Below are 22837 nucleotides of genomic sequence, written 5' to 3' on the forward strand. Positions count from 1 at the left end.
GGGTTACATGCCCGACGTGTTCGCGAGCGACCTGCCAGTGACGTTCGAGGTAATCGGAGAGGCCAAGACACCCCTAGACCTTGAGACCCAACGGTCCGCAAGGCAAATACGAGCATTTCTCAATTATCTCGCGCTGCGCCCCAATACGAGTTTCTACCTGTCGGTCCCGCCGTTCACCTCTGCTCGATCATGGACAATTTTGAATCGCATTCGTCTTCCTCACCACGCAAGCGTCTCCATTGAGGTCATCGATGGCGTCTGAAGCTCATCCCCGCCTTAGGCGCATGGCTGACCTCAATCTGAGTGCGTTGCATAAAGGTTTTGCCTATCAGCTTGACGCGGTTGAGGCAGTCAAACATCTGCCGTTTGCAGCTTTGTTTCACGAGCAAGGACTAGGAAAAACCAAAATCGGCATCGATGTTGCTCTCGAATGGCTGCGTGAAGATGTCGTCGATAGCATTTTATTTGTAACAAAACGGAGCCTTGTGCAAAACTGGCTCGACGAAATTAGGGCACATTCCTATCTGAAACCTCGCGTGATGGATCAAAATCACGCGTCTAATTTCTACGCGTTTAATAGTCAAACTCCGCTGTATCTTGGGCACTATGAGGTAATCAGAAGCGAGGAGCGCCGAATGGAGCTCTTCCTCAAAACACGCCGGGTGGGCGTTATTCTCGACGAAGCCCAGAAGATTAAAAATCCTGAAACTGACTTGGCAAAATCGTTTCATCGGCTAGCACCAAGGTTTGTCCGACGCATCATCATGACCGGCACCCCGGTCGCCAATCGTCCTTATGACCTATGGTCACAGGTATTCTTCCTCGATCAAGGTGCTTCTCTGGGAACCGATTTCCCAAGCTTCAAGCAGCAACTTGATCTCACCAATGATCTTTGGGCCAACGACAGCCGCCGCGAGCGATTTGAGGACGCGCTGGCGGGTGTATTTGCCCGCATCCGCGAATTCTCTGTCCGTGAGACAAAAGCGTCGACGGGCATAGAGCTTCCAGAGAAGCGGATTCAGAACGTGCCGGTGGAACTCGCGCCACGACAGCGCGCGCTCTACAATGAAATCAAGGATGAGCTCAGCGCGTCGGTTGTCGTCGGCAGCCAACTGATTGAAGATGATGCCGAAGAGGTACTGAAGCGATTGCTACGACTCGTGCAGCTTGCTTCAAACCCCCGATTGATCGATGAATCCTACGAGGAGCAACCTGGGAAATTCGCCGCACTCGACAGGCTAGTCGAGGGCGCGGTATCTGCTGGCTCGAAATTGATCGTGTGGAGCAGTTTTGTCGCGAATGTCGACCAGCTTGCCAATCACCTCAAGCCTTATGGTGCAGTCAAGGTCCATGGTGCGCTAGATATTGCGGCTCGGAATGAAGCCATTTCCGTCTTCAAGCGAGACCCTGATTGTCGTGTACTGGTGGCAACGCCTGGCGCCGCGAAGGAAGGCCTCACTCTGACGGTCGCCAATCATGCCATCTTCTACGACCGCTCCTTTAGTCTCGATGACTATCTGCAAGCTCAAGACCGGATTCATCGCATCTCACAGTCGCAGACTTGCTACGTCTGGAATTTGATTGGAGCTGACACCGTCGACGAATGGGTGGATGCGCTTCTAGCCGCAAAGCGTCTCGCTGCTCAACTCGCCCAGGCGGATGTAGACAAAAACGAATATTCCAGACTGGCGAATTATGATTTCGGGCGCATTGTGAAGGAGATATTGGAGGCGCATGGACAAACCGACGAAGGCTGAAACCCGCGAGCTGACCGGCACGCTTCGTCTGCGCGGCGTCGACGTGGCCACGACCACGCGCGACATCACCTACACCGCGCTCCAATTCTATGTCGACAATCCCCGTATCTATTCCCTTGTGCGGGGCGATGGGCACTCTCCAAATCAAACTGAAATCCTGAAGCGGCTGCAAGGTCTAGAGCATGTCCGTGAGCTGGTGCAGGACATTCAAACCAATGGTGGTCTCATTGATCCCTTGATAGTGAGGGATGGCGACTTTGTCGTCCTGGAGGGCAACAGCCGGCTAGCGGCCTATCACTATCTCGCCGGACAGGATCAGAGTCGCTGGGGAAAGGTCCGTTGTACCCTCTTGCCCGCGGACATTGACGAAAAGCTCGTCTATGCCTTGCTCGCCCAATATCACGTCAAGGGAAAGAAGGATTGGGCGCCCTACGAAAAGGCCGGCTTCGTTTATCGGCGCTTCAAAGACCAGCAGGTGGACCTGCCAGTCGTTGCCACCGAGATCGGGCTAACGAAGGATGAGGTAAAGCACCTGATTGCTGTCTACCAGTTTATGATCGATCACGACGATCAGGACCGCGAGCATTGGAGTTATTACGACGAACTCCTGAAGTCGCGGAAGATCAAGAAGGCCAGAGAAGAGGTGCCTGGCTTTGACGATTTCGTCGTCGGTGAGGTTCAGGCCGGTCGATTCGGCAAAGCAATGGATCTGCGTGACAAGCTCCCGACCATCTGCGCTGCCAACCCGAAGATATTGAAGCGCTATATGGCCGGTACCTGGGATTTTGCAGAGGCTCATGAGGCGGCTGTGACCGCCGGCGGCGAGAACCATGCACTTAACAAGCTTAAGCGATTCCGCAATTGGCTCGCAGCCGCCTCCACCGAAGACGACCTAGTCGAAGCGCCAAAGGCCATCCGGGACTCCATTCAATACGAACTCAAAGAGATCGAGAAGAAGGCCAAAAAGCTCAAGGACACGCTGGAACAGAAAAAGAACACCATCGGCTGACCGGTATTTTCGCCTCAGAGCGCGTTTTAGATCGACACCGCTTCAAAAATTGGCTATCGGAATTCTTAAGGTGACGAAACTGCATTGAACGGCTGCAGATTTGCCATCGTAGGGAGTCACGGGATGGCGAATCTGGTGCTGAACTGTCTGCGAGGCATGTCCGCCGGGCGGCCGGTGCTGCTCGGGTCGGCGTCGGCGAGGACGCTTTACACGATCAGCTTCGCCGACGTTCTTGACGAGCAAACAGGTCGTGGCTATCAGCGCCGCTTCAATGCACAGCACAGCCTGGATTTTCGTCGCTATATCCAGCGGACCGGAAGCGCGACCATTCCGCTGACATTCAACCTGCGTGCGCGTGTCGATGGCGCGTGGCGTCTCATCGACCTACCGACTGGCATGGCCGCCCTCCATGTGGATACTAATTCAAGGGTTCTCGCTCAGGTCGATTGCCAGCATCGTCTCGGCTATCTTTCCGATATTGATCTTGATCTCCCCTTCATGAGCTTCATCGAGTTGGACGCGCGTGAGGAGATGGAGATCTTTGGCATCATCAACGGGAAGGCCAAGGGCCTTTCGCGCAGCCTGCTCGATTTTCATGATGCCCAGCTATGTGAAGACCTCGCCACAGAGCGCCCTGAGTTGCTGGTTGCTCTATTTCTCAAGAATGAGGTGACTTCCCCTTGGTATCGGCGCCTGGATCTCGGAGGTAATCCGGTGTCAGGACTCGACCGGCGTGCTTCGCTACGCACAGTCCAAAAGGCGGTAAAGGTTTTCCTTCGTCGTACAAAACCGTCCGTGCCCATGAGTGCCGAGCAGGCGGCTCAGACGGTTCATGATTTTTGGGTGGCGGTGGCCGCCGTCCTGCCTGATGCATTTGCCAAGCCGCGGTCGTATCTCGTGACAAAAGGTATCGGCGTCTATGCTTTAATGGAACTCGCCGCCGATATCGTCTGCGAACAGCCCGGCAAAATCCCAGACACAGCCACATTTACCGCAAGCCTTGCGGACTTCGCGACCGGATTTGATTGGTCAACCAGCGGCCCGTTGAAGGGTCTGGGGGGAGAAGGCGGGGTTAGCGAAGCCCTTAGGCTAGTTCGTGACGCCCGGCGTCGAGCGCGATTGAAGGTGGCGCATGGCTAATAAGAACATTCTGCTCATCGAGCCTGACTACAAGAACAAGTACCCGCCTCTGGGGCTGATGAAAATCGCACAATATCACGGGCCTGATGGTCAGCGGGATGTAGTGAGGTTCATCAAAGGTCAGGACCGCTCAGTTCTCAGTCAGGCTTGGGATCGTGTCTACGTAACTACCCTCTTCTCTTTCGAATACCCCAAAATTGCCCAGACCATCGATTTTGCTCTGACTGTGGTGAATGGCCAAGCCGACAAGGTTTTCGTGGGCGGTATCGCTGCGTCGCTGATGCATGAGCGGTTTCTTGAGGAACGCCGTTGGGCCGGCATACGCTTTATCAAGGGCCTCCTATCGGAGCCGCCAGCGATTGCGCTCCAGCTCGATGAGTTCGCCGAAGAGCTCTACTCGGATGACTTCACAGGTAAGCCGATCGAAGATCTGATTCCCGATTACTCCATCTTGGCCCAAGTGGACTACCAGTATGCAGTGCGCGATGCGTACTTTGCCTACACCTCGCGCGGCTGCATTCGGAAATGTCATTTTTGCGGTGTTCCGAAACTGGAAGGAATGCAGCGAGATACCGATTCGCTGACCGAACTCGTGCGCGCGATCGACTCTCGTTACGGTCCAAAAAAGGACCTGATACTGATGGACAACAATGTGGTTGCGAGCGCCCGTTTCAAGGAAATCATCGCCGAAATTCGTGACCTTGGTTTCATCCCGGGCGCAAAGCTTCAGCGCGAAGGAATGCGGGTTCCGGTTCAGCGGCGAGTTGACTTCAATCAGGGGGTGGATGCGCGGATTCTGTGCAAGGATCCAATGTATTTGCGCGAGCTGTCCACAATTTGCCTCAAGCCGCTGCGGATTGCTTTTGACCATCTTGGGGTCAAGAAGCCCTATGAGCAGGCTGTCCGCTATGCACATGAATTCGGCTTGACCGAACTATCCAACTATATGCTCTACAATTTCCACGACGATCCTTCAGATCTGTTCGAGCGTATGCGGATGAACGTAGCTTTGAACGAGGAGCTTGGCGTTCGAATCTGGTCATTCCCCATGCGCTATCAGCCGACCAATCGGCCTGACCGGGGACATGTGGCCGCAAAATGGACGCGCTATCAGTTGCGTTCCATGCAGCTCATTCTCCAGGCTACCCACGGCGTTGTTAGTGGCGAGCCGCAGTTTTTCAAACGAGCCTTCGGTGATACCGCTGACGAATACGAGAATATTCTCGCGTTACCGCACGACTTCATCTTCAATCGCGACTGGTACGAATATCGAGACGGACGTCCTGAATTTGATGAGTTTCAGAAGGCATTTTCACGGCTAGGCGCTCAAGAGCGCGGTGAACTGCTTACTCTGCTCTCATCATGCGACCCAAGGGAGTTTTCCTTCCTACCGGACCAGGCAGTAAGCGCGGATGTTTCGCAAATTCTGCGCTTCTACGTGCCTCGGCCAAAGAGCGAGTTGTTCGCTATCTGGGAGAAGCAGCGCACGCGAAATCGCGATTTCGTCGACCTTGGGCTCGCTGAGGATGAGCGAGTTGAGGATGCTGGTCTAGACTATGAGGAGAACATCGCGGTGTCTTCGCTTGCAACACGGCCGCCAGAACATGGGGCCGCCGTATGACAACCACCCCGCAGAAAATCAAACTCCGGTCGGCCCCGATAACCGCCGTAGCCCGGGATGAAATACGTCTAGGCAAGGACGTGATCGAACTGGTGTCGACGGCCATGTACGTCGAACCGATGACCGTATATCGAGAGTACATTCAGAATGCGTCGGATTCCATCGATGCTGCGCGCGCGAACGGTCTGTTGACTGATGTCGTCAGCGGACAGATCGACATCAATATCGATCTGGCAAACCGGTCTATCCGTATCCGGGACAATGGCGTTGGCGTCGCCACCGCTGATTTTGCAAGTAGGCTGACGACACTGGGGGCGAGCAAGAAGCGTGGCACGGGAGCGCGTGGCTTCCGTGGTGTTGGCCGACTGGTTGGACTTGGTCAGGCTCAGGAACTTGTATTCCGCTCACGTGCAATCGGGCAGGACGACGTGTCGGAACTGCGGTGGGATTGCCGGCGCCTCAAGACTATTCTGGCCGATCCAGCCTTTGATGGCGATGTCGGCGATCTTATCGCAGAGGTAGTGTCCCTACGTCATTTGCCCGGCTCAGATTATCCGCTGCATTTCTTTGAGGTCGAGCTTTCGAAAGTCATCCGTCAACGTAGCGACAAGCTGATGAATGCCGCGATGGTTGCAGACTATCTCATGCAAGTGGCGCCTATTCCCTTCTCTTCCGAGTTCCGCTTTGCTGGCGACATTTTGGCTGCTTTACAAGCCGTCACCAAGCCAAGCGAGATAGAGATTCGTATCAATGGCGGAGAGCCTTTGCGAAAGCCTCATCAAGACACCTTCTTGTTGGCGCCAGGGAAGACCAACGCCTTCGAGGAGTTATCGCTCGTCGAGATTCCCGGTATGGAGGGTGGCATTGCAGCGATTGGTTGGTTCCTTCATCACGAATATGACGGCGCACTTCCGGTCGCGACACTGATCAAGGGTGTTCGCCTGCGGATTGGAAATCTGCAGATAGGTGACCATACAATCCTGGAGGAGATGTTTCCAGAAAGTCGCTTCAATGCCTGGTCTGTTGGCGAGATTCACGTTTTTGATCCGCGCATTGTGCCAAACGGGCGACGAGATCACTTCGAGCAGAACAGCCATTTCAGCAATTTGCTAAATCATCTTGCTCCGCCTGGTCGAGAAATTGCCCGACGCTGTCGTACGAATTCGGCCAGGCGGTCCAAATTGCGGGAGTTTGACTTGTTGGAGGAAGAGGTGCGCGGGCGCTTGGAAATTCTGCGGCAAGGTGCGTTAGGCCGCGCCCAGCGCAAAGTTAGCGTGCTTGCCATCGAGGCAACCCTTTTGCGCTTGGATAAACTAGCCAATTTAGATTCGCTCTCAGATGTCGCGGTGGATCTCGAACGGAGAATTGTTGGTCTGCGCGCGGCCCTTACAAACATGGCGGGTGAAGCCGAAGCAAACGGCGGCCCGCTCGAGCGGCTACCTGCCCCGAAACGGGCAATGTACGAACATATGGTTGAGCTCATCTACGATTGCTCGACGAACCGAAAGGCGGCCAAGGCGCTGATAGATCGGATTATCCAAAAGGTGGCCACCTCTTAGCCGCGCCGCGTCAGGCTCAAGCGATTGTTGCAGGCCCTTGGCCTTGACCAAATTCTGCAGTTTGAGGTGACGGACTATTCGGCCGCTTGTCACCGCCGCGTTCTCGCATGTTGACGGCGTCCTTCCGCAAATCCAGATAGAGCGCGATGACCGGCACTAACCTGCTCACTCTCACGCAGCGCACGGAAGTAGTTGCTCATAACTGCGGTTGGCGTGCTCAAAGCGATGTTCCGCTAAGCTGCTGCGCGCAATGCGTCCCCTTCTGTGCTATGTTTAGAGGCTTCTATTGCCCGCTGTACCGCGCGGGGGCCGAGCCACGAACGAATGGTGCCGTCCTTAGCGATCAAATTGCCAAGCGCCGCAAACATGGTGCTGCTAATCGCCTGTTGCTGAGTGCGCAAGTGGTCTTCAAGCAGTTTGTGGCGCGAAATATAGCCGGCGTTGACACCCGGAATAGCGTGATTCATCAGCAACCGCGCATCGAATTCCGAGACGCCTGCAGGCGTCGCCAACGTTCGGAACGTCTGACGAAGATCATTGCCCCACTTTGCTAGTACGGCGCGGTCCTCCTTCTGCTCGGCGAGATGTCCGCTTTCACTCTCCGCAGGAAACAACCAATCATTGGCTCGCTCCGGGTAACAGTGGCGCGCAAAGCGCATGACCCGCGTAACGCACAAGATCATTTGGCGAGATAGTGGAATGTCGAAGGCTCGGTCAGCGCCGCCTTTCGGCCGCGGGATGTGCAGCACGCGGCGACGCAGGTCGAGGTGCTGCGGTTTTGCCTCCATCAGGGCGGTTGGACGGCACCCGGACAGTAGCGAGAACAGATGGAACTCGCGTCGTATCGGACTGGGCAGGCCGGCGACTTGGTGGAACCACAGGGGCAAGTCGTCCGACCCCATCGCCGTGTTTCTCCGCTCTTCCGAGTTCCAATCCACAACGCTCGCCGGGTTGTCGGCGGGAAGGTAGCGGTGCGCCTTCCGCGCGTGGTTGTAGACGGCGCGCAGTGTACGCATGCCACCATTTGCAATGTAAGGTCCGTGCTCCTTGGTGATCTCATCGTGCCTGGTGATCACCTTCGCAGGATCCTCCGCAAGTTCTTGCAAGGGCGCATCAAGCCAATCCTTGAAGAGGCGCTCGACGTGGTCTCGATAGCCTTCGATGGTGCCTTCACTCCGCCCCTTCCGAATGAGGTGGGCATCGCGATAGCGTTCCCATGCGCTCCGCAGCGTGACACCCTTAGGAACGGCATTCGGTTGCCCGGATTGCCCCACTGCATCAGACGTTGCCTGATCGGGATCATCAGCCGCCACGACGGTTTTCGGATTCGGGTGCTCGCCTTTTGAGATTTGCGCAAGGTAGGTCTTGGCAGTTGCGCGCGCCTCGCGCGTGGACATGGTCTCAGCATCGCCAATGCGCACCGATAGCGAGGAGACCCGTTTTCCGTCCATTCTTAGATCTCCTTGGACAGCAAAGATTTTTGATCGCTTTCCGACGACGACGTGGAACCCTTTCAGCTGAGTATCACGAGCGCGGTACTGCCCCGAACTGGGCGGATCAAGATCGCTAATCGTTCGGTCGTTGAGGAGGATACGAACGTCGGCCATAGCGTAGTTCCGCAAGGTAGGTGGTGATAGGTCAAGAAGTAAGCCGGTTTTTCAGCCGGTCTTAGCTTGCATCGGGGTTAGGTGGTCTGTCTACGCAAAATACCGACGTAGCGCGCAAATAACTAAAAAACAACACGAATATCGGATCGCAGCGAAAACTTGGATACCAGGGCGAAGTGCCAACAATAAACTACGAATCTGGGGGTCAGGAGTTCGAATCTCTTCGGGCGCGCCATTTCGGCATCGATTGTCAAAACGCAGTAATCGCTCGCGACCTACTTGCTTTTCGGTCGTTTTCGGGTCTGTGCCGATGCGCCCAGTCCCATGCCGACCACGGGATACTCTTTCGCGTAATCCTGCAGCTTTTCGGCGGTGATCAGGGAAGCAGGCTGGTATTTGAACTCTTGTCGGGACGGATCCTTCGACCAGTGAGTCCGGAGGTTTGCGATTGCTTCGGAAAGGTTGGGCGAACGTCGAATGGCGTCATTAAGATTACCAATCGCCGATTCCGAATCGTATGACCAAAATGTTTTGTAATGGTATTGGTGGCCAATTGACCAATACGTTCCCAGGTATCTCGCGCCCTCGACCTTTTCCACGCTTTGCCGAATAAAAGCCTCGTTGTCTTCCAGGAACTTATGGAATACGGGCACATCCTCGTAGGGGATGCCAAATGTCCATTCAATCAGAATACAACCCAGGGCGTACGGAATAGCCGGCTCGCACGGCGTAAATGAAATAGCTCCGTGCGTGCGAACCTCCACGACGACGGGCTGGACCGCCGGCGGCGCCGGGGTTCCTTGCCGACGTACCAAGCGCTTGACCTGTTCGATAGTCGGATTGCGTGCCACTAGCCAGTCCTCCTAGGTCGCCGAATAGTTTCTCCTGCCCCATATTCAAGCCGGTTCTACAAGCTCTATGACGCCCTGCTTAATAAGGTCGTCGATGCCCCGCCGCAGTTCAGACCGCGCCGCTTCGCGCGAGCGCGAGGGCTCGATAGTAGCAAAATAGCTACGCTCCAGCGATCTCCAACTTCGCCCGTGACACAATTCCATTATAAGCCACGCAGACGAATTGAGCGTGTATAGCCTCGGGTTCTCCGGGGTGAACACTATGCAGATACCCATCTCATCGACGGGGCGAACACGTAAGTTAGCGACCTTTCGAAAGGAGACGCGACGGTAAGACACGCAAGTCGACTCCCTCATTCAATGTCGAGCAGAATGGATCAGGTGCCCCCCAACGACCATGAAAGGCATAGGCGACCGACCGGCAACCGCCGCGCGTTCCTTCAACGGCATCGCAGGTTGGGCACGACTTTTCGACCACACCCGAGCGCAGTTCCCGGTAGAGGGAATGCTCCCAGGTGTCGAGGAAAGGCACTTCGCGAATATTGCCGTAATCGACGTACTCGCGGAGATAGGCGCAGCCAATTGATCGGCCGAATGGATCTACCGCGGCAGCCTGCCAGCAGCAGTTCCGGTCATTCGGATGCCAGGACTTCATCACGGTAAGGCCGGGCGGTGGTACAAGCGAGCCAAGCACAGCCATCTGCTCTTGCAGGGACATTGCCAACTCGTCCCACCGGGACTTGGCCCGCCCTAGAGGATAGAGGCGCAGAATTCCTGCGCGGGGCACACCGAGCTCGTGTGCAAGCTTCAAATACTCTTGCAACTCGCCCATATTTCTCCGATTTAGAATCGTGAGCACATCAGTATCGATGCCTGCCTCAAGCAGGTGGCGGACCGCCTCGCAGGCCTTCACGAAGCTCCCGCTGACTCCGGTGAAATAGTCGTGTGTCTCGGCTCTCGCTCCCATCAGGTCAACGAGCACACGTCCTATTCCGATCTGTTTTAGACGATGTGCCATCTCACGATTGATGAGAGTTCCGTTGCTCCGCAACATGGTCATCATCCGGCGAGCGCAGTGTTCCAAAATTTGCAGGAAATCTTCCCGGAAAAGAGGTTCTCCGCCTTCGAAATAAACGGAAATGAAATTATTTTTAACCAAATAGTCGAGAAAACGCCGCCATTCATCAGTAGTGAGTTCGGCAGAGGCTTCTTCTGCCTGGCAATCTGCATAACAATGCTTGCACTCTAGATTGCACGTCTGAGTTATCGACAGTGTTATGCTTAGGGGTGAGTTCAAGACGGGTTGCAACTCAAGTCCTCCTCAACGAGAATAGCACCTCTCGTTGGGGAAACCAACACGCTGCTGCCAAACGCTCCGACCGGCAGCCTTGAAGACGGCGCCTTGTTTTTGCATCAATCGGTGCACCGAACCTGGTTCGTCTCAGGGGCCGAGCCGAACTCGCAAGAGCATAGCGGCAACGTTGCGGAAGGGCATGAGGTCGCGCTGATGATTTTCAGGCGGACGAGTTGGCGCGTGGTTCGGAACGGACGGCTAGGTCAGAGCTAATTTGGAGTTTCTAACCTAGGCCATCGCCGCTATGATTGCAGCGGGATCCACTTCGGGTCCCAAGAAGGCTTCGACAACCTTTGGAGTCGCATCACAATCCTTTCTCGGGACAGGCACTCGCAGGTCTATAAGCTGGAGACGCTCCATATGCGCTGTCCTCGGTGTCGGTTCGAGAACGGAGTTGGGATGCGGTTCTGCGGCAACTGCGGAGCACAGCTCGCTAACGCACCTTCGCCTCTGCCCGATGACGCCGCAATCGCCTCCGCAGAGCGCAGGCAGATCACTGTAGTGTTCTGCGACATCGTCGGGTCAACTGCTTTGTCGGAGCGACTCGATCCCGAGGATCTCCGCGACCTTTTTACCACCTATCGGTCCACTTGCGATGAGGTGGTCCGACATTGCGGCGGGTGGATAGCGTCATACTTCGGGGACGGTCTCCTCATTTACTTCGGCTATCCCGGTGCAGCCGACGACGATCCGGTAATGGCCGTGCGCGCTGCGATTGAAATCATTTCACGTTTCCAGCAACGTAGCACTGAAATGGTCGATAGCTTCGGTGCCAGCTTGCAGGTTCGCATCGGCATTCATACCGGATTGGTGGTTGCCGGCGATCTCCCTAGCGGTTCTGAGCGGCAAATCTTCTCTATCGTCGGCGAAACCCCCAATGTGGCAGCTCGCCTGCAAGCGCTCGCCGAGCCCCAGACGGTAGTCATCAGCGATGCTACATACGCTCTGGTCAAGCATCGCTTTGAATGCCGCGTTTTGGGAGCGCGCCACGTCAAAGGCATATCGCGTCCGATCCAGCTCTACGTACCGTTGGTTGAATCAGCCTTCACGTGGCAGGACGCATTCGAACTTCGGAGCCTTACTCCCCTCGTTGGACGCGCACGCGAGCTGGCGTACCTCAAAGAGGGTTGGGAGCGCGTGCTGCAGGGCAAGGGCCAAGTGGCGTTGATCTGCGGCGAGCCGGGAATTGGCAAGTCACGTCTCGTACACGCTTTTCACGCCAGCATAGCCGAAGAGCATTCCATGCTTGCGTGTAATTGCGAGCCGCATTCGTCCGACAGCGCGTTCCTGCCGATTATCGATCTGCTGCATCGGCATCTTGCAATTAGCTCGTCGGATGGTACGGCGGAAAGACTCGCGAAACTTGAAACATCGCTAAAACAATCACCATTTCGCGTGGAAGAAGCGCTGCCCCTGATTGCGTCACTGCTGTCGCTCCCCATTCCTGCCGGATTGGATACCACCAATCTGCCTCCTCGGAGGCGGCGGGAGCGGACGATTGAAATCCTGCTGACTTGGTTGCTTCGAGACACGGAGCGTCGCCCACTGATCTTCGTTGTAGAGGATCTCCATTGGGCTGATCCCTCAACGCTCGACGTCGTCAAGCAGCTTCTTCGGCTTGTCCCGACTGCGAAGTTGTTTCTCCTTCTGACGTTTCGCCAGGAGTTCGTCCAGCCTTGGGTCGATCCCTCACACGCAATGCGATTTACGCTTTCGCGCCTTTCCTCTGGCGACACCAACGAGATTATCGTCAATCTGACCAAAGGCACCGAGTTGTCACCGGCGTTGCGCAGCCAGCTGATTGAACGGGCCGACGGCGTGCCTCTATTCGTGGAGGAATTAACCAAAACCGTTGTTGAATTTGTGGAGGCCGGCGATAGCGCGACGACCCCGGCCCTCCTCGACGAGGCTGCCATCCCTGTAACGTTGCGTGACTCCCTGATGGCCCGACTGGATCGGCTGAATTCCATCAAAGCGACCGCGCAGATCGCGGCAACTCTCGGCCGCGAGTTTCCGTTCGAGTTGTTGAAGGCAGTCACGTTGGCCTCTGAGGTAGAGCTGCTGGGCGCTCTATCCCAGCTGGTCGACCGTCAGATTCTGTTACAGCGTGGCATTCCTCCGCAGGCTTCATATTCTTTCAAGCATGCACTTATTCAAGAAGCAGCCTACCAATCTCTGCTTCGAAGCTCGCGGCGCCGTTATCATCTGCGGGCCGCTGAGGCGCTGATTGTTCAGTTCCCGGATTTCGCGGAGCGGCAGCCCGAGCTTATAGCTGGACATCTCAACCTCGCGGGAGATACGGAGCGCGCCATAAACTACTGGCAAACAGCCGGCGAACGAGCACTGAGCCGCTATACGAACCTAGAGGCGGAAGCTCACTTTCGAAAGGCATTGGCTGCCATCATGGGCCTCCCTTCCTTACGCCAACGCCAGCAACGGGAGGCTTCGCTCTTGATCGGGCTTGGTACTGCGCTGACCGCGATCAGAGGCTGGGCTGCTTCAGAGGCGGAGCACATCTACGCCAGGGCGCGTCTGCTGTGCCAGTCAATAGGAGACACCCCACAGCTCGCTGCCGCCCTCCGTGGCTTGCAGTCCTACTACCAGGTGCGAGGCCCCGTTCAAGCGGCTCGAGAGATCGGTGAACAACTGCTTGAGGTGGCAGATCGGGGTAATGATCTATCAATCCGAGTCGAAGCCCGCCGCGCCCTCGGCTGGTGTCTCTTCTGCCTCGGCGAATTCACTGCCAGCAGAATGCAGCTCGAGGCTGCCCTCGATGGCTACGATCGAACATTGTCGCGCCGAAACATCCTCACATACGGATCCGACGCAGGTGTTGCCGGACTTGCCAATCTTGCCTGGCTTGAATGGTGCGCTGGTAATTACGAGCGTGCAGTTGAGCGAAGTCGCGAAGCAATCCGTCTGGCAGAAACGCTCGCGCATCCGCTCAGCCTCACTTACGCACTATGTATGTCGGCAGCCGTCCACCAAGGCCTCCACCAACCAGAAATTGTTGAGGAGCTTGCGACGAGCACCGTTTCGATAGCAACCGAGAATAGCCTTTTGTACTGGATGTCCTGGGGCACCATCCTTCGTGGCTGGGCCATCGCCGAGCAAGGCTCAACCGATGCAGGGATCAATATACTCAACGAGGGAATCAAGGCGTATGTCGCAACAGGCGCGGAGCTTTTTCGCGGTTATGCGCTCGGCCTTCTTGCAGAAGCCTGCGGCAAAGCAGGGGAGCCAAGCGAGGGGCTTCGCCATATCGACGAAGCGGTTGTTAGCAGCGCGGCCGTAAACGCGCACTTCTTCGATGCGGAACTCCACCGGATCAAAGCGGCTCTTCTTTTACAGTCGGGAAGTTCCCCGGAAGCCGCCGCTGAGGCACTTGAACGCGCGGTAGAGACTGCCCGTGGCCAAGGTGCGAAGATGCTGGAGCTTCGAGCGCTGAACGATCTGGTACAATTGCGCAGGCGAGCCGGCCCGTCCATCTCAGGATCAGACAGCGATCGCCACATTGCCGCCAGGCGAAATTCTACCAGGCAAGATTGAAAAGAGACCGTAGCGGCCTAAATTGCCTGGCGGAGTTCCTAAGCTGGAAAATTGGCCTGTCCTTTCCTGACCGGGATCCTGCCATACGGCGTGACTCAGGAGAGCGATTGTCCCTGGAGGTGCTGCATGCCCGGTAAACCCAGCATTGTTTTCGTCCATGGCCTGTGGGCCAACGGATCCTGTTTCAGCAAAGTTATCGAACTGCTGCTCGCCGACGGCTACGAAGTGATCTCGACGCAGAACCACTTGAATACCGTCGCCGACGACGCCGCGGCGGCGCGGACTTCGTTCGGCCGCGCGAGCGGTCCGGTGGTGCTGGTCGGGCATTCCTATGGCGGCACCGTCATCACCGCTTCGGGCACGGATGAGCGCGTCAAGGCGCTCGTCTATATTTGCGCGCTGGCGCCGGAGGACGGCGAGACGACGCAGGCCGATCAGACGAAATTCCCCCAGACCGCTGTCTTCCAGCATATCGAGTTGACCGACGGCCGGCTGTTTCTTGGTCGTTCCGGCCTCCCGGAATTCGCTGGCGATCTCACCGAAGCGGAGCAGAAGCTCATATGGGCAACGCAAATGGCGCCTCTTGCCGACCTGTTCGGTCAGCCTGTTCCGGGTGCGGCGTGGAAAACAAAGCCGACTTACTACATAATCGGCAGCGAGGACCACACAGTCCACCCCGACCTGCAACGGCCACGTACCGATGCTGTCCCAGCCCCGCCGCGTCTACGATGTGATCCGCCAGGCGGCCGACGGCGTGCAGTAATCGGCTGAATAGGCCTGTCTGCTGCTTCCAAGCGAGCCTAACTTGCCGCGACCAAACGACCGACTCATTTTTGCATGAGCTGCTGTTGGCAATGACTACCACGGCGCCGGCGGAATTCTCGCCGGTCTCCGCCTATCTCCTCGTGCCGGGCGCTTGCGGCCTAAGGTACACGGCCAGGCAGCAGCAACAGGTCGCCAGGCCCACGATCGGGTACTTCAGCGCGATGATCGCGGCGATCCCGAACAGGCAGAGCGTGGCTACCGACCGGATGCGCATCGCCTTGCGCACGGTAAGGGGAACGGCATCGACGGGCAGCGGCTCGATGAGCTCGCGAATAAGAAAAATATAGGTGAGGTTCACTAGGAAATAGGTGAGGTTCACAGGAAGAAGACGCCGGCATAAAAGGCGACCGGCTGCGGCGAGAGCTCGCTCGTCGCCATCCAGGCGGTCGCCAGCGGCAGCAGCTACACTGAGAAAAGATGCGAGAAATTGTGCCACATCAGACCGGTCGTCACCTCTGCCGCGTGGCGCAGGACATGATGGTGGTTCGCCCACACGATGGCGATGAAGGGATAGCTGACGCCATAACTCAACCATGTCGGCCACAGCGCCAGCAGCGCCGCGAAGGTCGGGATTTCCGGTGGCCGCAGCTCCAGCACGGTGATCAAAACGGCGAACACGCCATCCGAGAAAGCGGTCAGCCGCTCGAGTCCGCCGGAGGGGAGCATGGGGTGTCCTGTCGCTCATATCGTCGGCCGGCACTATAGACCGGTGGGCCGGATTGGCGACGCCCGGATTGCGGCATCGGCGCCCGTCAATTCGCGCCGCGGACCCGCATCATATTTTGCAGCAGCCGCCGCTTGAAGGGCGGCACGGCATTGATGATCCGCATCACCCCTCGCATCGCTGCCAGCTGCAGCCCGCCGATCACCGGCTTGTGGATCAGGTCGGCCGCGCTCATCTGTTTTTTCGATTCCCTGACGGCTTCGGCGCTGTAGCGAAGCATTTCGGCTTCGTAGTCGTGGATCGCCTGCAGCAGTGACCTCTCGCCGCGACTGGCTTCGATCAGCAACCGGCCGAGAAGTGCGGCGTCGCGCAGCGCCGTGTTGGCGCCCGCGCCGCGTCCGGGCGTCATGGTGTGGATGGCGTCGCCGAGCAAGGTGACGTTGCAGCTTTCCCAGGGCGGCGGCGGCACCGAGGTCCTGACGCCGATATACTGCACCATGGCAGGCTCGGTCATCTCGATCAGCCGGCGCATATGCGGATGCCAGTCGCGCGTCAGTTCCAGCGCCAGGCGCCGCAAGTCTTCGCCGTTCAGCGTCGATGGATCCGCTGGAAAATTCTGGCGGGCGCCCCACAGGCCCCAGCCGATGCTGTCGTCGTCGAGCGCTTCGGCGAAGTCCGGCCAGCGCCGGGCAATGTCGGCATTGGCTCGATTTTGCGCGAACTCCAGCGAATGGACGATGCCGCCGAAACCGCGCGGCGCCATGATCAGCGACATGCCGTGGAACATCCTGTCGGTGAGCAGCGCCTTGCTCTCCGCGGTCATCGGCAGCTTGCCGCCGAGCGAGACGATGCCGGTGTCTTCCAGCCTTGCGTCCGGCAGAAGTTGGTTGCGCACCGGCGATCCCGATCCATCCGCGCCGACCAGGACGTTGCCGGTCGCGTCGGTTCCGTCCGCGAAGCGGGCGGTGACCGATCCGTCCGGGTTCTGCGCATAGCTGACGAAGCGCTTGCCGAAGAAGACGTCGTCTTCGAGCCCTCTGAGCAGAACCTGCCGCAGCGTCTTGCGGATCACGTTCTTCTCGCCGTCCATCAGGTCGACCGCCTCGCCGTCCAGTTCGAGGCAAAGCACCTCGGAAAACTGCTCGGTCAGCATGTTGAAACAGCGCGGCGGCCGGGCGCAGGTGGCGACGAACAGCTGGTAATTCGACGCCGGCACGCAAGCCTTGAGCGCCCGGCTTCCGGCCGGGCTGATGCCGACGCGGTAGCCGCCTTGATCGGCGTTGGGCGCCGTGTCGCGTTCATAGACCGAGACGGCGATGCCTGCCTGCTTGAGCGCATGCGCCAGGGCCAGGCCGCCGGTGCCGGCGCCGATGATCAGGATATGCATGATGGCTTACTCCGAACTGCTTGCAGGCTCGCTTGCGAACTGCGCCGCGATCTGGCGCAGCCAGGCCTCGCTCCATGTCAGGCGCCCGGAGCGCAGATCGTCGACGACGAACGTCACCCAGGACAGTTCCGTGGTCTGCACGGCGCGCAGATATTCCATCTCCAGGAGAAACAGCCTTGGTACGGCCGCAGCCTGCTTCAGGCCTTCGTCGATCCGCTCGAGCTCCGCCTTGATGGCCTTGGCCCTCGCTTCGAGCTGACGCAGCACGTCGTCCGGCGAAAGCAAGGGAAGGAATGAAATCGCCGCCGGGAATTCCGGATATTCGTTCGTCGGCGTCGACAGGATCTGCCGCATCCATTCGACGGCGATGGCGCGGCCCGTTTCGGTTATCGCATAGACGGTGTGCTCGGGGCGTTTTTCGTCGCGCGCGGTCCGCTGCGCCGCAATCAGGCCTTCCCGCTCCAGCCGCTGGATCGTCTGATAAAGGCTGGCGCGCTGGGTGACGTTGATAACCTCATCCTTGCCGCGCTCCTTGATGAGGCGCTGCATGCGGTAGGGGTGCATCGGCGCCTCGCACAGCATGGTCAGCACGGCAAGCGCGATGGGAGAACGTTTTGGCGGTTTCATAGTTATAAGTATACTAGTCATAAAATAACTATGCAAGAGTGACGTTCGAGAAAATCGCGCCACACCGATTGTTACGACGGGTCAACCTCTCCTCGACGCATCCATTGCGTCGATCATCGCAGCGATCGTATCGTCACCGGCCGATTGCGGTTGCATCCGGCCGCTGGCCAGCTCGATCGACAGCCGGCAAAGGGCAGCGTTGACGGGCGTCGCGATGGCATGCAGACGCCCGAGAAGCACGATCTCGCCATTGAGGAAGTCCGTTTCGAGGTAGCCGGTGCCGCGCACGATGCTCTGCAGCGTCGAGGAACCGACGCGGGTGCGGCCGGGAATGGCTGTTATCGTCAGTTCCTCGCGCGCCATGGCGTCGGTCCTATCCCAGTCGACCCCGGCGGCAGTCAGCACCGCCTCGGCTTCGGCCCGCGCCTTGGCATACCATTTCCGCTGCAACTCGGTGTCGCCCAGCGCCGCGTCGATGATGTTGCGAAGGTTGGCGAGCAGCTTGCGGTATTTGCTGCTCATCACATTGTCCCGCAGGTCGACGATGAAGCCGGCCGCGCTGAGCACCCCGCACAGTTTCTCGACCGTCTCGTCGGATCCGGAAGGATAGCGGCCGATGTCGAAGGCGCCGATCTTGGGCGAAAAATAGGCCGCGACCTGGCCGGGCGTCTCGTAATCGGCCGGCAGCATCACCGTCGCGCCATAGACATTGGCGAAGAAACGCAAGGCGAGCGCCTCGTTGGCGACGCCGTTCTGGAAACAGAACACCGGCTGCGTCGTCATGCCGGCGGCGTTGAGCCGTTGCAGCGCGCCGAGCGTATCGGGCGTCTTCATCGTCAGGAATACGACATCGTCCGGCTCAAACGAAATCTCCACCGGATCGGCATGGACGGGAAACTGGGCGGTCCTGGAGCCTTGCGGGCTGGAGAGCGTCAGTCCCGAGGCGCGGATGGCGTCGAGCTGCCTGCCGCGCGCAATGCCGATGACTTCATGTCCGGCAAAGCTCAGCTGGGCCGCGATGGCGCCGCCGACGGCGCCAATCCCATAGACGATGATGCGCATGCTGTTCCCGTTGTGATTGGCGTTGGAACGTCGGTCGGAAACGATCGACCGAAAAAGCCTACAGCCTTGTCGCCGAACCGGCGATCACCCGCGCACCGCGTTCACGCAATCGTGCCCGCCGCCACCCGTCCCGCGCTGCGGCCGGAAAAGATGCAGCCGCCGAGGAACGTGCCTTCCAGCGCCGCATAGCCATGCACGCCGCCGCCGCCGAAACCGGCGACTTCGCCGACAGCATAGAGCCCGGGCACCGCGAGATCGGTCTCGAGGCCACCCAGCGTCTTGCGGGTCATGTGACGGTCCCGTCGACGGCTCCGCCAAGCAGCTTAATGTTGAGCCGGCCGCCCGTGAACAGCATGTCGTCCAGGGCCTCGGCAAGGTCCTTGGACGTCACTGCCTCTCCGTCGCCACGCATGATGCTGGTTTGCGCGGTGCGACGCATAAGCTCCTTGATGAACGCCGCGCTGACGCCCTTGGTGCGCGCCACGGCCTCGGCCACCATCGTGTCGGGTAGTTTCAGCCCGCCGCCGTAAAGGCGCACAAGCTTCCGCCGGCAGTCGTCGTCCGGCAGCGGTACCTCGATAGCCTGGTCGATGCGGCCCGGCCGCCCGGTCAGCGCGCCTTCAAGCTGTTCGGGCCGGTTGGTGGTCAGGACGAAGAGGATGTCGGCATTGTCCTTCAAGCCGTCCATCTCGTTGAGCAGGGTGTTGAGGAGGGACTCCTCGCATGGACCGCCCATTGTCTCGCGCGCCCGGGCAATCAGGTCGACGTCCTCGATCACGACTGTTGCCGGCTGCAGCAGGCGCGCCAGGGTCATGTATTGCGACAACAGGCCCATCTGGCCGGCCGTAATGATGAGCGTCGTATGTCCCGGCAGATTGGCGGCCAGGTAGCGAATGGTATGCGTCTTGCCGGTGCCCGGCGGGCCGTAGAGCAAAATGCCTTTGCGCGTCGACTGTTCTAGCCGCCTCAGTGCCTCACGGCTCTCGATGAAGCGGATCACATTGCGGTCGAGAAGCTTCAGGGTCGGCTCCGGAAGAATGATTTCGTCGCGCGACACTTGAGGCAAGCGGTGCACCATGACGCCTTTGGACTGGCCGCTATAGTCGCCCTCCGTTTCGAGCGAGAGAACCTTGCCGCGGTAAGAGCGCGCTGCATTGATGGCAGCCTCCAACTCCGAGAAGCAACGGTTCACCAGGGTAAGGCCCGCCTCGCCCGCCGGCACCGCGATCTCGACGCAGGTTCCGGCCTCGCGACCGAACTCGCGATGAAAGGACAGCACCACGGCATACTGCAGGCCACCATCGCGATTGAGCCACAAACCGTTGCTGAGGCATTTTATCGGTTCGCTCTCGCCGATATCGACATCCTGGTATTGCGCTGCAGAGATGGTGACGGCGTATTGCCCGTCTTTCGTCAACGCGGCGTAGGTCAGCGTCTCGTAGCGATGCTGCTCGTAGAGCCCGAAGAAGCGAACCGGCGAGGCCGAGAACAGTTTGTCGAGCGCCACCTGGACGTCGGCGCGCATATGGCCGGGAAACTGGCGGGAGGTCGCGACGATCTCGTCATGCGCCAGTCCGCCGAAATGCCATCCGATTGCCTCGTAGGCATACTTGAACTTCTTGTCGCGCGACGCCTGCGGCGGGTGGCTAGAGGCGGCCGCCTTTCCGATTCCAGTCGAGGTGGCGGTGACACGAAGCGGATGACCGGCCGCTTTGATGCGCTCCTTTGCCGTGTCCAACATGGCTTTTGCCACTGCGGAAGGATAGCTGCCACACGCGGCCTTTCCCTGCTGGGACACTGTGGCAGTCAAAGCTTCGGCTTCCACGTCGGATCGGCCGAAGACTGAGCGGATGAGATCGACGACAAACGGCCACGGGGTCTTGTCGTCATTGTGAATGACAAGTTGTAATGACTTGGCGGATGTGTGGCGCACTGTAAAGGCTCACTTTCTCGGACCGGTCCGGACATAGGCTATCTGCGCCATATTGCATGAATTGTTAACAGATGGACGAATGGCCTCCTTAAAACTGTTCGGTTGGTACTTAACGGACGGATTTTCCGAACCGTGGACTGCTCCACGCCTAAGCGGCAGCCGCACTGTCCTTGCGATCTCACAAGCAGGCTGGCATCGCTCTCGCTCAGGCGACAGCCTTGGCCGCCGCCCGTCCCGCGCTGCGGCCGGAAAAGATGCAGCCGCCGAGGAACGTGCCTTCCAGCGCCGCATAGCCATGCACGCCGCCGCCGCCGAAGCCGGCGACTTCGCCCACGGCATAGAGCCCCGGCACCGGCTCGCCGGCCGTGTCGAGCACGCGGCTGTCGAGATCGGTCTCCAGCCCGCCCAGCGTCTTGCGGGTCAGGATGTTGAGGCGCACCGCGATCAGCGGGCCGTTCGCCGGGTCGAGCATCTTGTGCGGTTTTGCCGTGCGGATCAGCTTGTCGCCCAGGTAAGCGCGCGCGCCGCGCAGCGCGGTGATCTGCATGTCCTTGGAGAACGGATTGTCGAGCTGCATGTCGCGGGCGCGGATCTCGCGTTCGACCTGCGCCAGCTCCAGCAGCGGCTCGCCGCCGGCCAGCGCGTTCATGCGCGCGACAAGCTTGGCAAGATCGGCCTCGACGATGAAATCCTCGGCTTTTTCCATGAAGGCTTTGACCGGGCCGGGAATGCCCGACGTGGCGCGCTTCGCCACCTGCCGCCAGCTTTTTCCCGTGAGGTCCGGATTCTGCTCGGAGCCCGACAGCGCGAACTCCTTCTGGATGATCTTCTTGGTCAGGATGAACCAGGAATAATCGAATCCGGTGCTCATGATATGGCTGAGCGTGCCCAGCGTGTCGAAGCCCGGATAGAGCGGCACCGGCAGGCGCTTGCCGCGCGCGTCGAGCCATATCGAGGAGGGGCCGGGCAGGATGCGGATGGCGTGATCCGTCCAGATCGGCGCCCAGTTCTTGATGCCCTCGACATAGTGCCACATGCGGTCGCGGTTGATGATCCTGCCGCCGGCCTGTTCGGTGATTGCCAGCATGCGCCCGTCGACATGGTCCGGCACGCCGGTGATCATGCGCTTGGGCGCCGCACCCAGGCGCTGCGGCCAGTTCTTGCGCACCAGCTCGTGATTGGCGCCGATGCCGCCCGAGGCGACGATGACGGCTTGCGCATGAAGTTCGAAATCACCGGCCACGCTGCGAGAACTCTTGCGGCCCCGCTCGATGCTGCTCGCCTCGAGCACATCGCCGCGCACGCCGGTGACGGTCTTGCCGGTACGGACGATCTCGTTGACGCGGTGGCGGAACCTGAACTGGACCAGCCCGCGCTGTTGCGCCTCGCGCACGCGCAGCACGAAGGGTTCGAGCACGCCGGGTCCGGTGCCCCAGGTGATGTGGAAGCGCGGCACCGAATTGCCGTGGCCGACAGCATTGCCGCCGCCGCGTTCCGCCCAGCCGACGACCGGAAAGAACTTTATGCCGCGTTCCATCAGCCAGGAGCGCTTCTCGCCGGCGGCGAAGCCGACATAGGCCTCCGCCCATTTGCGCGGCCAGAAATCCTCTGGACGGTCGAAGGCGGCGGTACCCATCCAGTCTTCGAGCGCAAGCTCATGCGAATCGCGGATGCGCATGCGCCGCTGTTCCGGCGAATCGACGAGAAAGAGCCCGCCGAACGACCAGAAGGCCTGGCCGCCCAGCGACTGCTCCGGCTCCTGGTCGACGATGATGATTTTCTTGCCGGCCTCCGCCAGTTCGGCGGCGGCGACAAGGCCGGCCAGCCCTGCGCCGACAATGATCACGTCCGCGTCAGCCATTGTTCCTCCCAGGATTAGCCGGCTATCTTAA

General features: G+C 59.0%; 17 protein-coding genes and 1 pseudogene. 7 read left to right on the forward strand and 11 right to left on the reverse strand.

Features of this window, described 5'->3' with window-relative positions:
* The first annotated feature begins 251 nt into the window (after positions 1-251).
* The 5 genes from FJ988_RS11120 (at position 252) to FJ988_RS11140 (ending at position 7086) form a co-directional block, all read left to right on the forward strand.
* Positions 252-1757 carry a DEAD/DEAH box helicase gene (locus FJ988_RS11120; RefSeq protein WP_246688507.1) on the forward strand — a complete coding sequence of 502 codons (1506 nt, stop codon included), beginning with the start codon at positions 252-254 and terminating at the stop codon, positions 1755-1757.
* Positions 1735-2766, forward strand: coding sequence for a ParB N-terminal domain-containing protein (locus FJ988_RS11125; RefSeq protein WP_140817431.1), 1032 nt, complete (start codon positions 1735-1737; stop codon positions 2764-2766). Before FJ988_RS11120 ends, FJ988_RS11125 begins: the two co-directional genes overlap by 23 nt.
* Before the next feature lie 123 nt (positions 2767-2889).
* Positions 2890-3906, forward strand: coding sequence for a DGQHR domain-containing protein (locus FJ988_RS11130; RefSeq protein ID WP_140817434.1), 1017 nt, complete (start codon positions 2890-2892; stop codon positions 3904-3906).
* On the forward strand, positions 3899-5527 hold the full coding sequence (locus FJ988_RS11135; RefSeq protein ID WP_140817436.1) for a radical SAM protein: 1629 nt from the start codon (positions 3899-3901) through the stop codon (positions 5525-5527). The genes FJ988_RS11130 and FJ988_RS11135 overlap by 8 nt, the downstream gene beginning before the upstream one ends.
* Positions 5524-7086: an ATP-binding protein gene (locus tag FJ988_RS11140; RefSeq protein WP_140817439.1), complete on the forward strand. Its 1563-nt coding sequence runs from the start codon at positions 5524-5526 to the stop codon at positions 7084-7086. The genes FJ988_RS11135 and FJ988_RS11140 overlap by 4 nt, the downstream gene beginning before the upstream one ends.
* 233 nt (positions 7087-7319) lie before the next feature.
* Here the strand turns inward: FJ988_RS11140 and FJ988_RS11145 are convergent, their stop codons facing one another.
* The 3 genes from FJ988_RS11145 to FJ988_RS11155 all read right to left on the reverse strand — a co-directional run bounded on the left by FJ988_RS11145 (position 7320) and on the right by FJ988_RS11155 (position 10853).
* On the reverse strand, positions 7320-8693 hold the full coding sequence (locus FJ988_RS11145) for an integrase arm-type DNA-binding domain-containing protein (protein ID WP_140817441.1): 1374 nt from the start codon (positions 8691-8693) through the stop codon (positions 7320-7322).
* Positions 8694-8968: 275 nt separating this feature from the next.
* A complete protein-coding gene (locus FJ988_RS11150) occupies positions 8969-9544 on the reverse strand; it encodes a hypothetical protein (RefSeq protein WP_140817444.1) in 576 nt (191 codons plus the stop codon).
* A gap of 301 nt (positions 9545-9845) precedes the next feature.
* Positions 9846-10853 carry a radical SAM protein gene (locus FJ988_RS11155; RefSeq protein ID WP_140817446.1) on the reverse strand — a complete coding sequence of 336 codons (1008 nt, stop codon included), beginning with the start codon at positions 10851-10853 and terminating at the stop codon, positions 9846-9848.
* 444 nt (positions 10854-11297) lie between these two features.
* On the opposite strand from FJ988_RS11155, the gene FJ988_RS11160 reads away from it, so the two are divergent.
* On the forward strand, positions 11298-14447 hold the full coding sequence (locus tag FJ988_RS11160) for an adenylate/guanylate cyclase domain-containing protein (RefSeq protein ID WP_181183503.1): 3150 nt from the start codon (positions 11298-11300) through the stop codon (positions 14445-14447).
* Positions 14448-14573: 126 nt separating this feature from the next.
* Positions 14574-15218, forward strand: a complete 645-nt coding sequence (locus tag FJ988_RS11165) for an alpha/beta hydrolase (RefSeq protein ID WP_348644289.1) — start codon at positions 14574-14576, stop codon at positions 15216-15218.
* A gap of 124 nt (positions 15219-15342) precedes the next feature.
* Here FJ988_RS11165 and FJ988_RS31150 read toward each other — a convergent pair whose 3' ends face one another.
* The 8 genes and pseudogenes from FJ988_RS31150 to FJ988_RS11200 all read right to left on the reverse strand — a co-directional run bounded on the left by FJ988_RS31150 (position 15343) and on the right by FJ988_RS11200 (position 22806).
* Entirely contained in the window at positions 15343-15591 is a 249-nt protein-coding gene (locus FJ988_RS31150) for a hypothetical protein (RefSeq protein ID WP_246688508.1), read from the reverse strand.
* Between the two features lie 83 nt (positions 15592-15674).
* Positions 15675-15938, reverse strand: a complete 264-nt coding sequence (locus FJ988_RS31155) for a TMEM175 family protein (RefSeq protein ID WP_246688509.1) — start codon at positions 15936-15938, stop codon at positions 15675-15677.
* 86 nt (positions 15939-16024) lie between these two features.
* Positions 16025-17323, reverse strand: coding sequence for an NAD(P)/FAD-dependent oxidoreductase (locus FJ988_RS11175; RefSeq protein ID WP_140817451.1), 1299 nt, complete (start codon positions 17321-17323; stop codon positions 16025-16027).
* A 6-nt stretch (positions 17324-17329) separates the two neighbouring features.
* A complete protein-coding gene (locus FJ988_RS11180) occupies positions 17330-17950 on the reverse strand; it encodes a PadR family transcriptional regulator (protein WP_140817453.1) in 621 nt (206 codons plus the stop codon).
* Positions 17951-18031: 81 nt separating this feature from the next.
* Complete coding sequence (locus FJ988_RS11185) at positions 18032-19012, reverse strand: ketopantoate reductase family protein (RefSeq protein WP_140817455.1); 981 nt, start codon at positions 19010-19012, stop codon at positions 18032-18034.
* A 101-nt stretch (positions 19013-19113) separates the two neighbouring features.
* Positions 19114-19302: pseudogene (locus tag FJ988_RS11190) on the reverse strand (FAD-binding protein); the annotation flags it as partial.
* Positions 19299-20945, reverse strand: a complete 1647-nt coding sequence (locus FJ988_RS11195) for an ATP-dependent Clp protease adaptor ClpS (RefSeq protein ID WP_140817458.1) — start codon at positions 20943-20945, stop codon at positions 19299-19301. The pseudogene FJ988_RS11190 and the gene FJ988_RS11195, both read right to left, overlap by 4 nt.
* Positions 20946-21150: 205 nt before the next feature.
* Entirely contained in the window at positions 21151-22806 is a 1656-nt protein-coding gene (locus FJ988_RS11200; RefSeq protein ID WP_140817460.1) for an FAD-binding dehydrogenase, read from the reverse strand.
* Between the last annotated feature and the right edge of the window lie 31 nt (positions 22807-22837).

The sequence above is a fragment of the Mesorhizobium sp. CU3 genome, assembly GCF_006442965.1.
Taxonomy (GTDB): Bacteria; Pseudomonadota; Alphaproteobacteria; order Rhizobiales; family Rhizobiaceae; genus Mesorhizobium.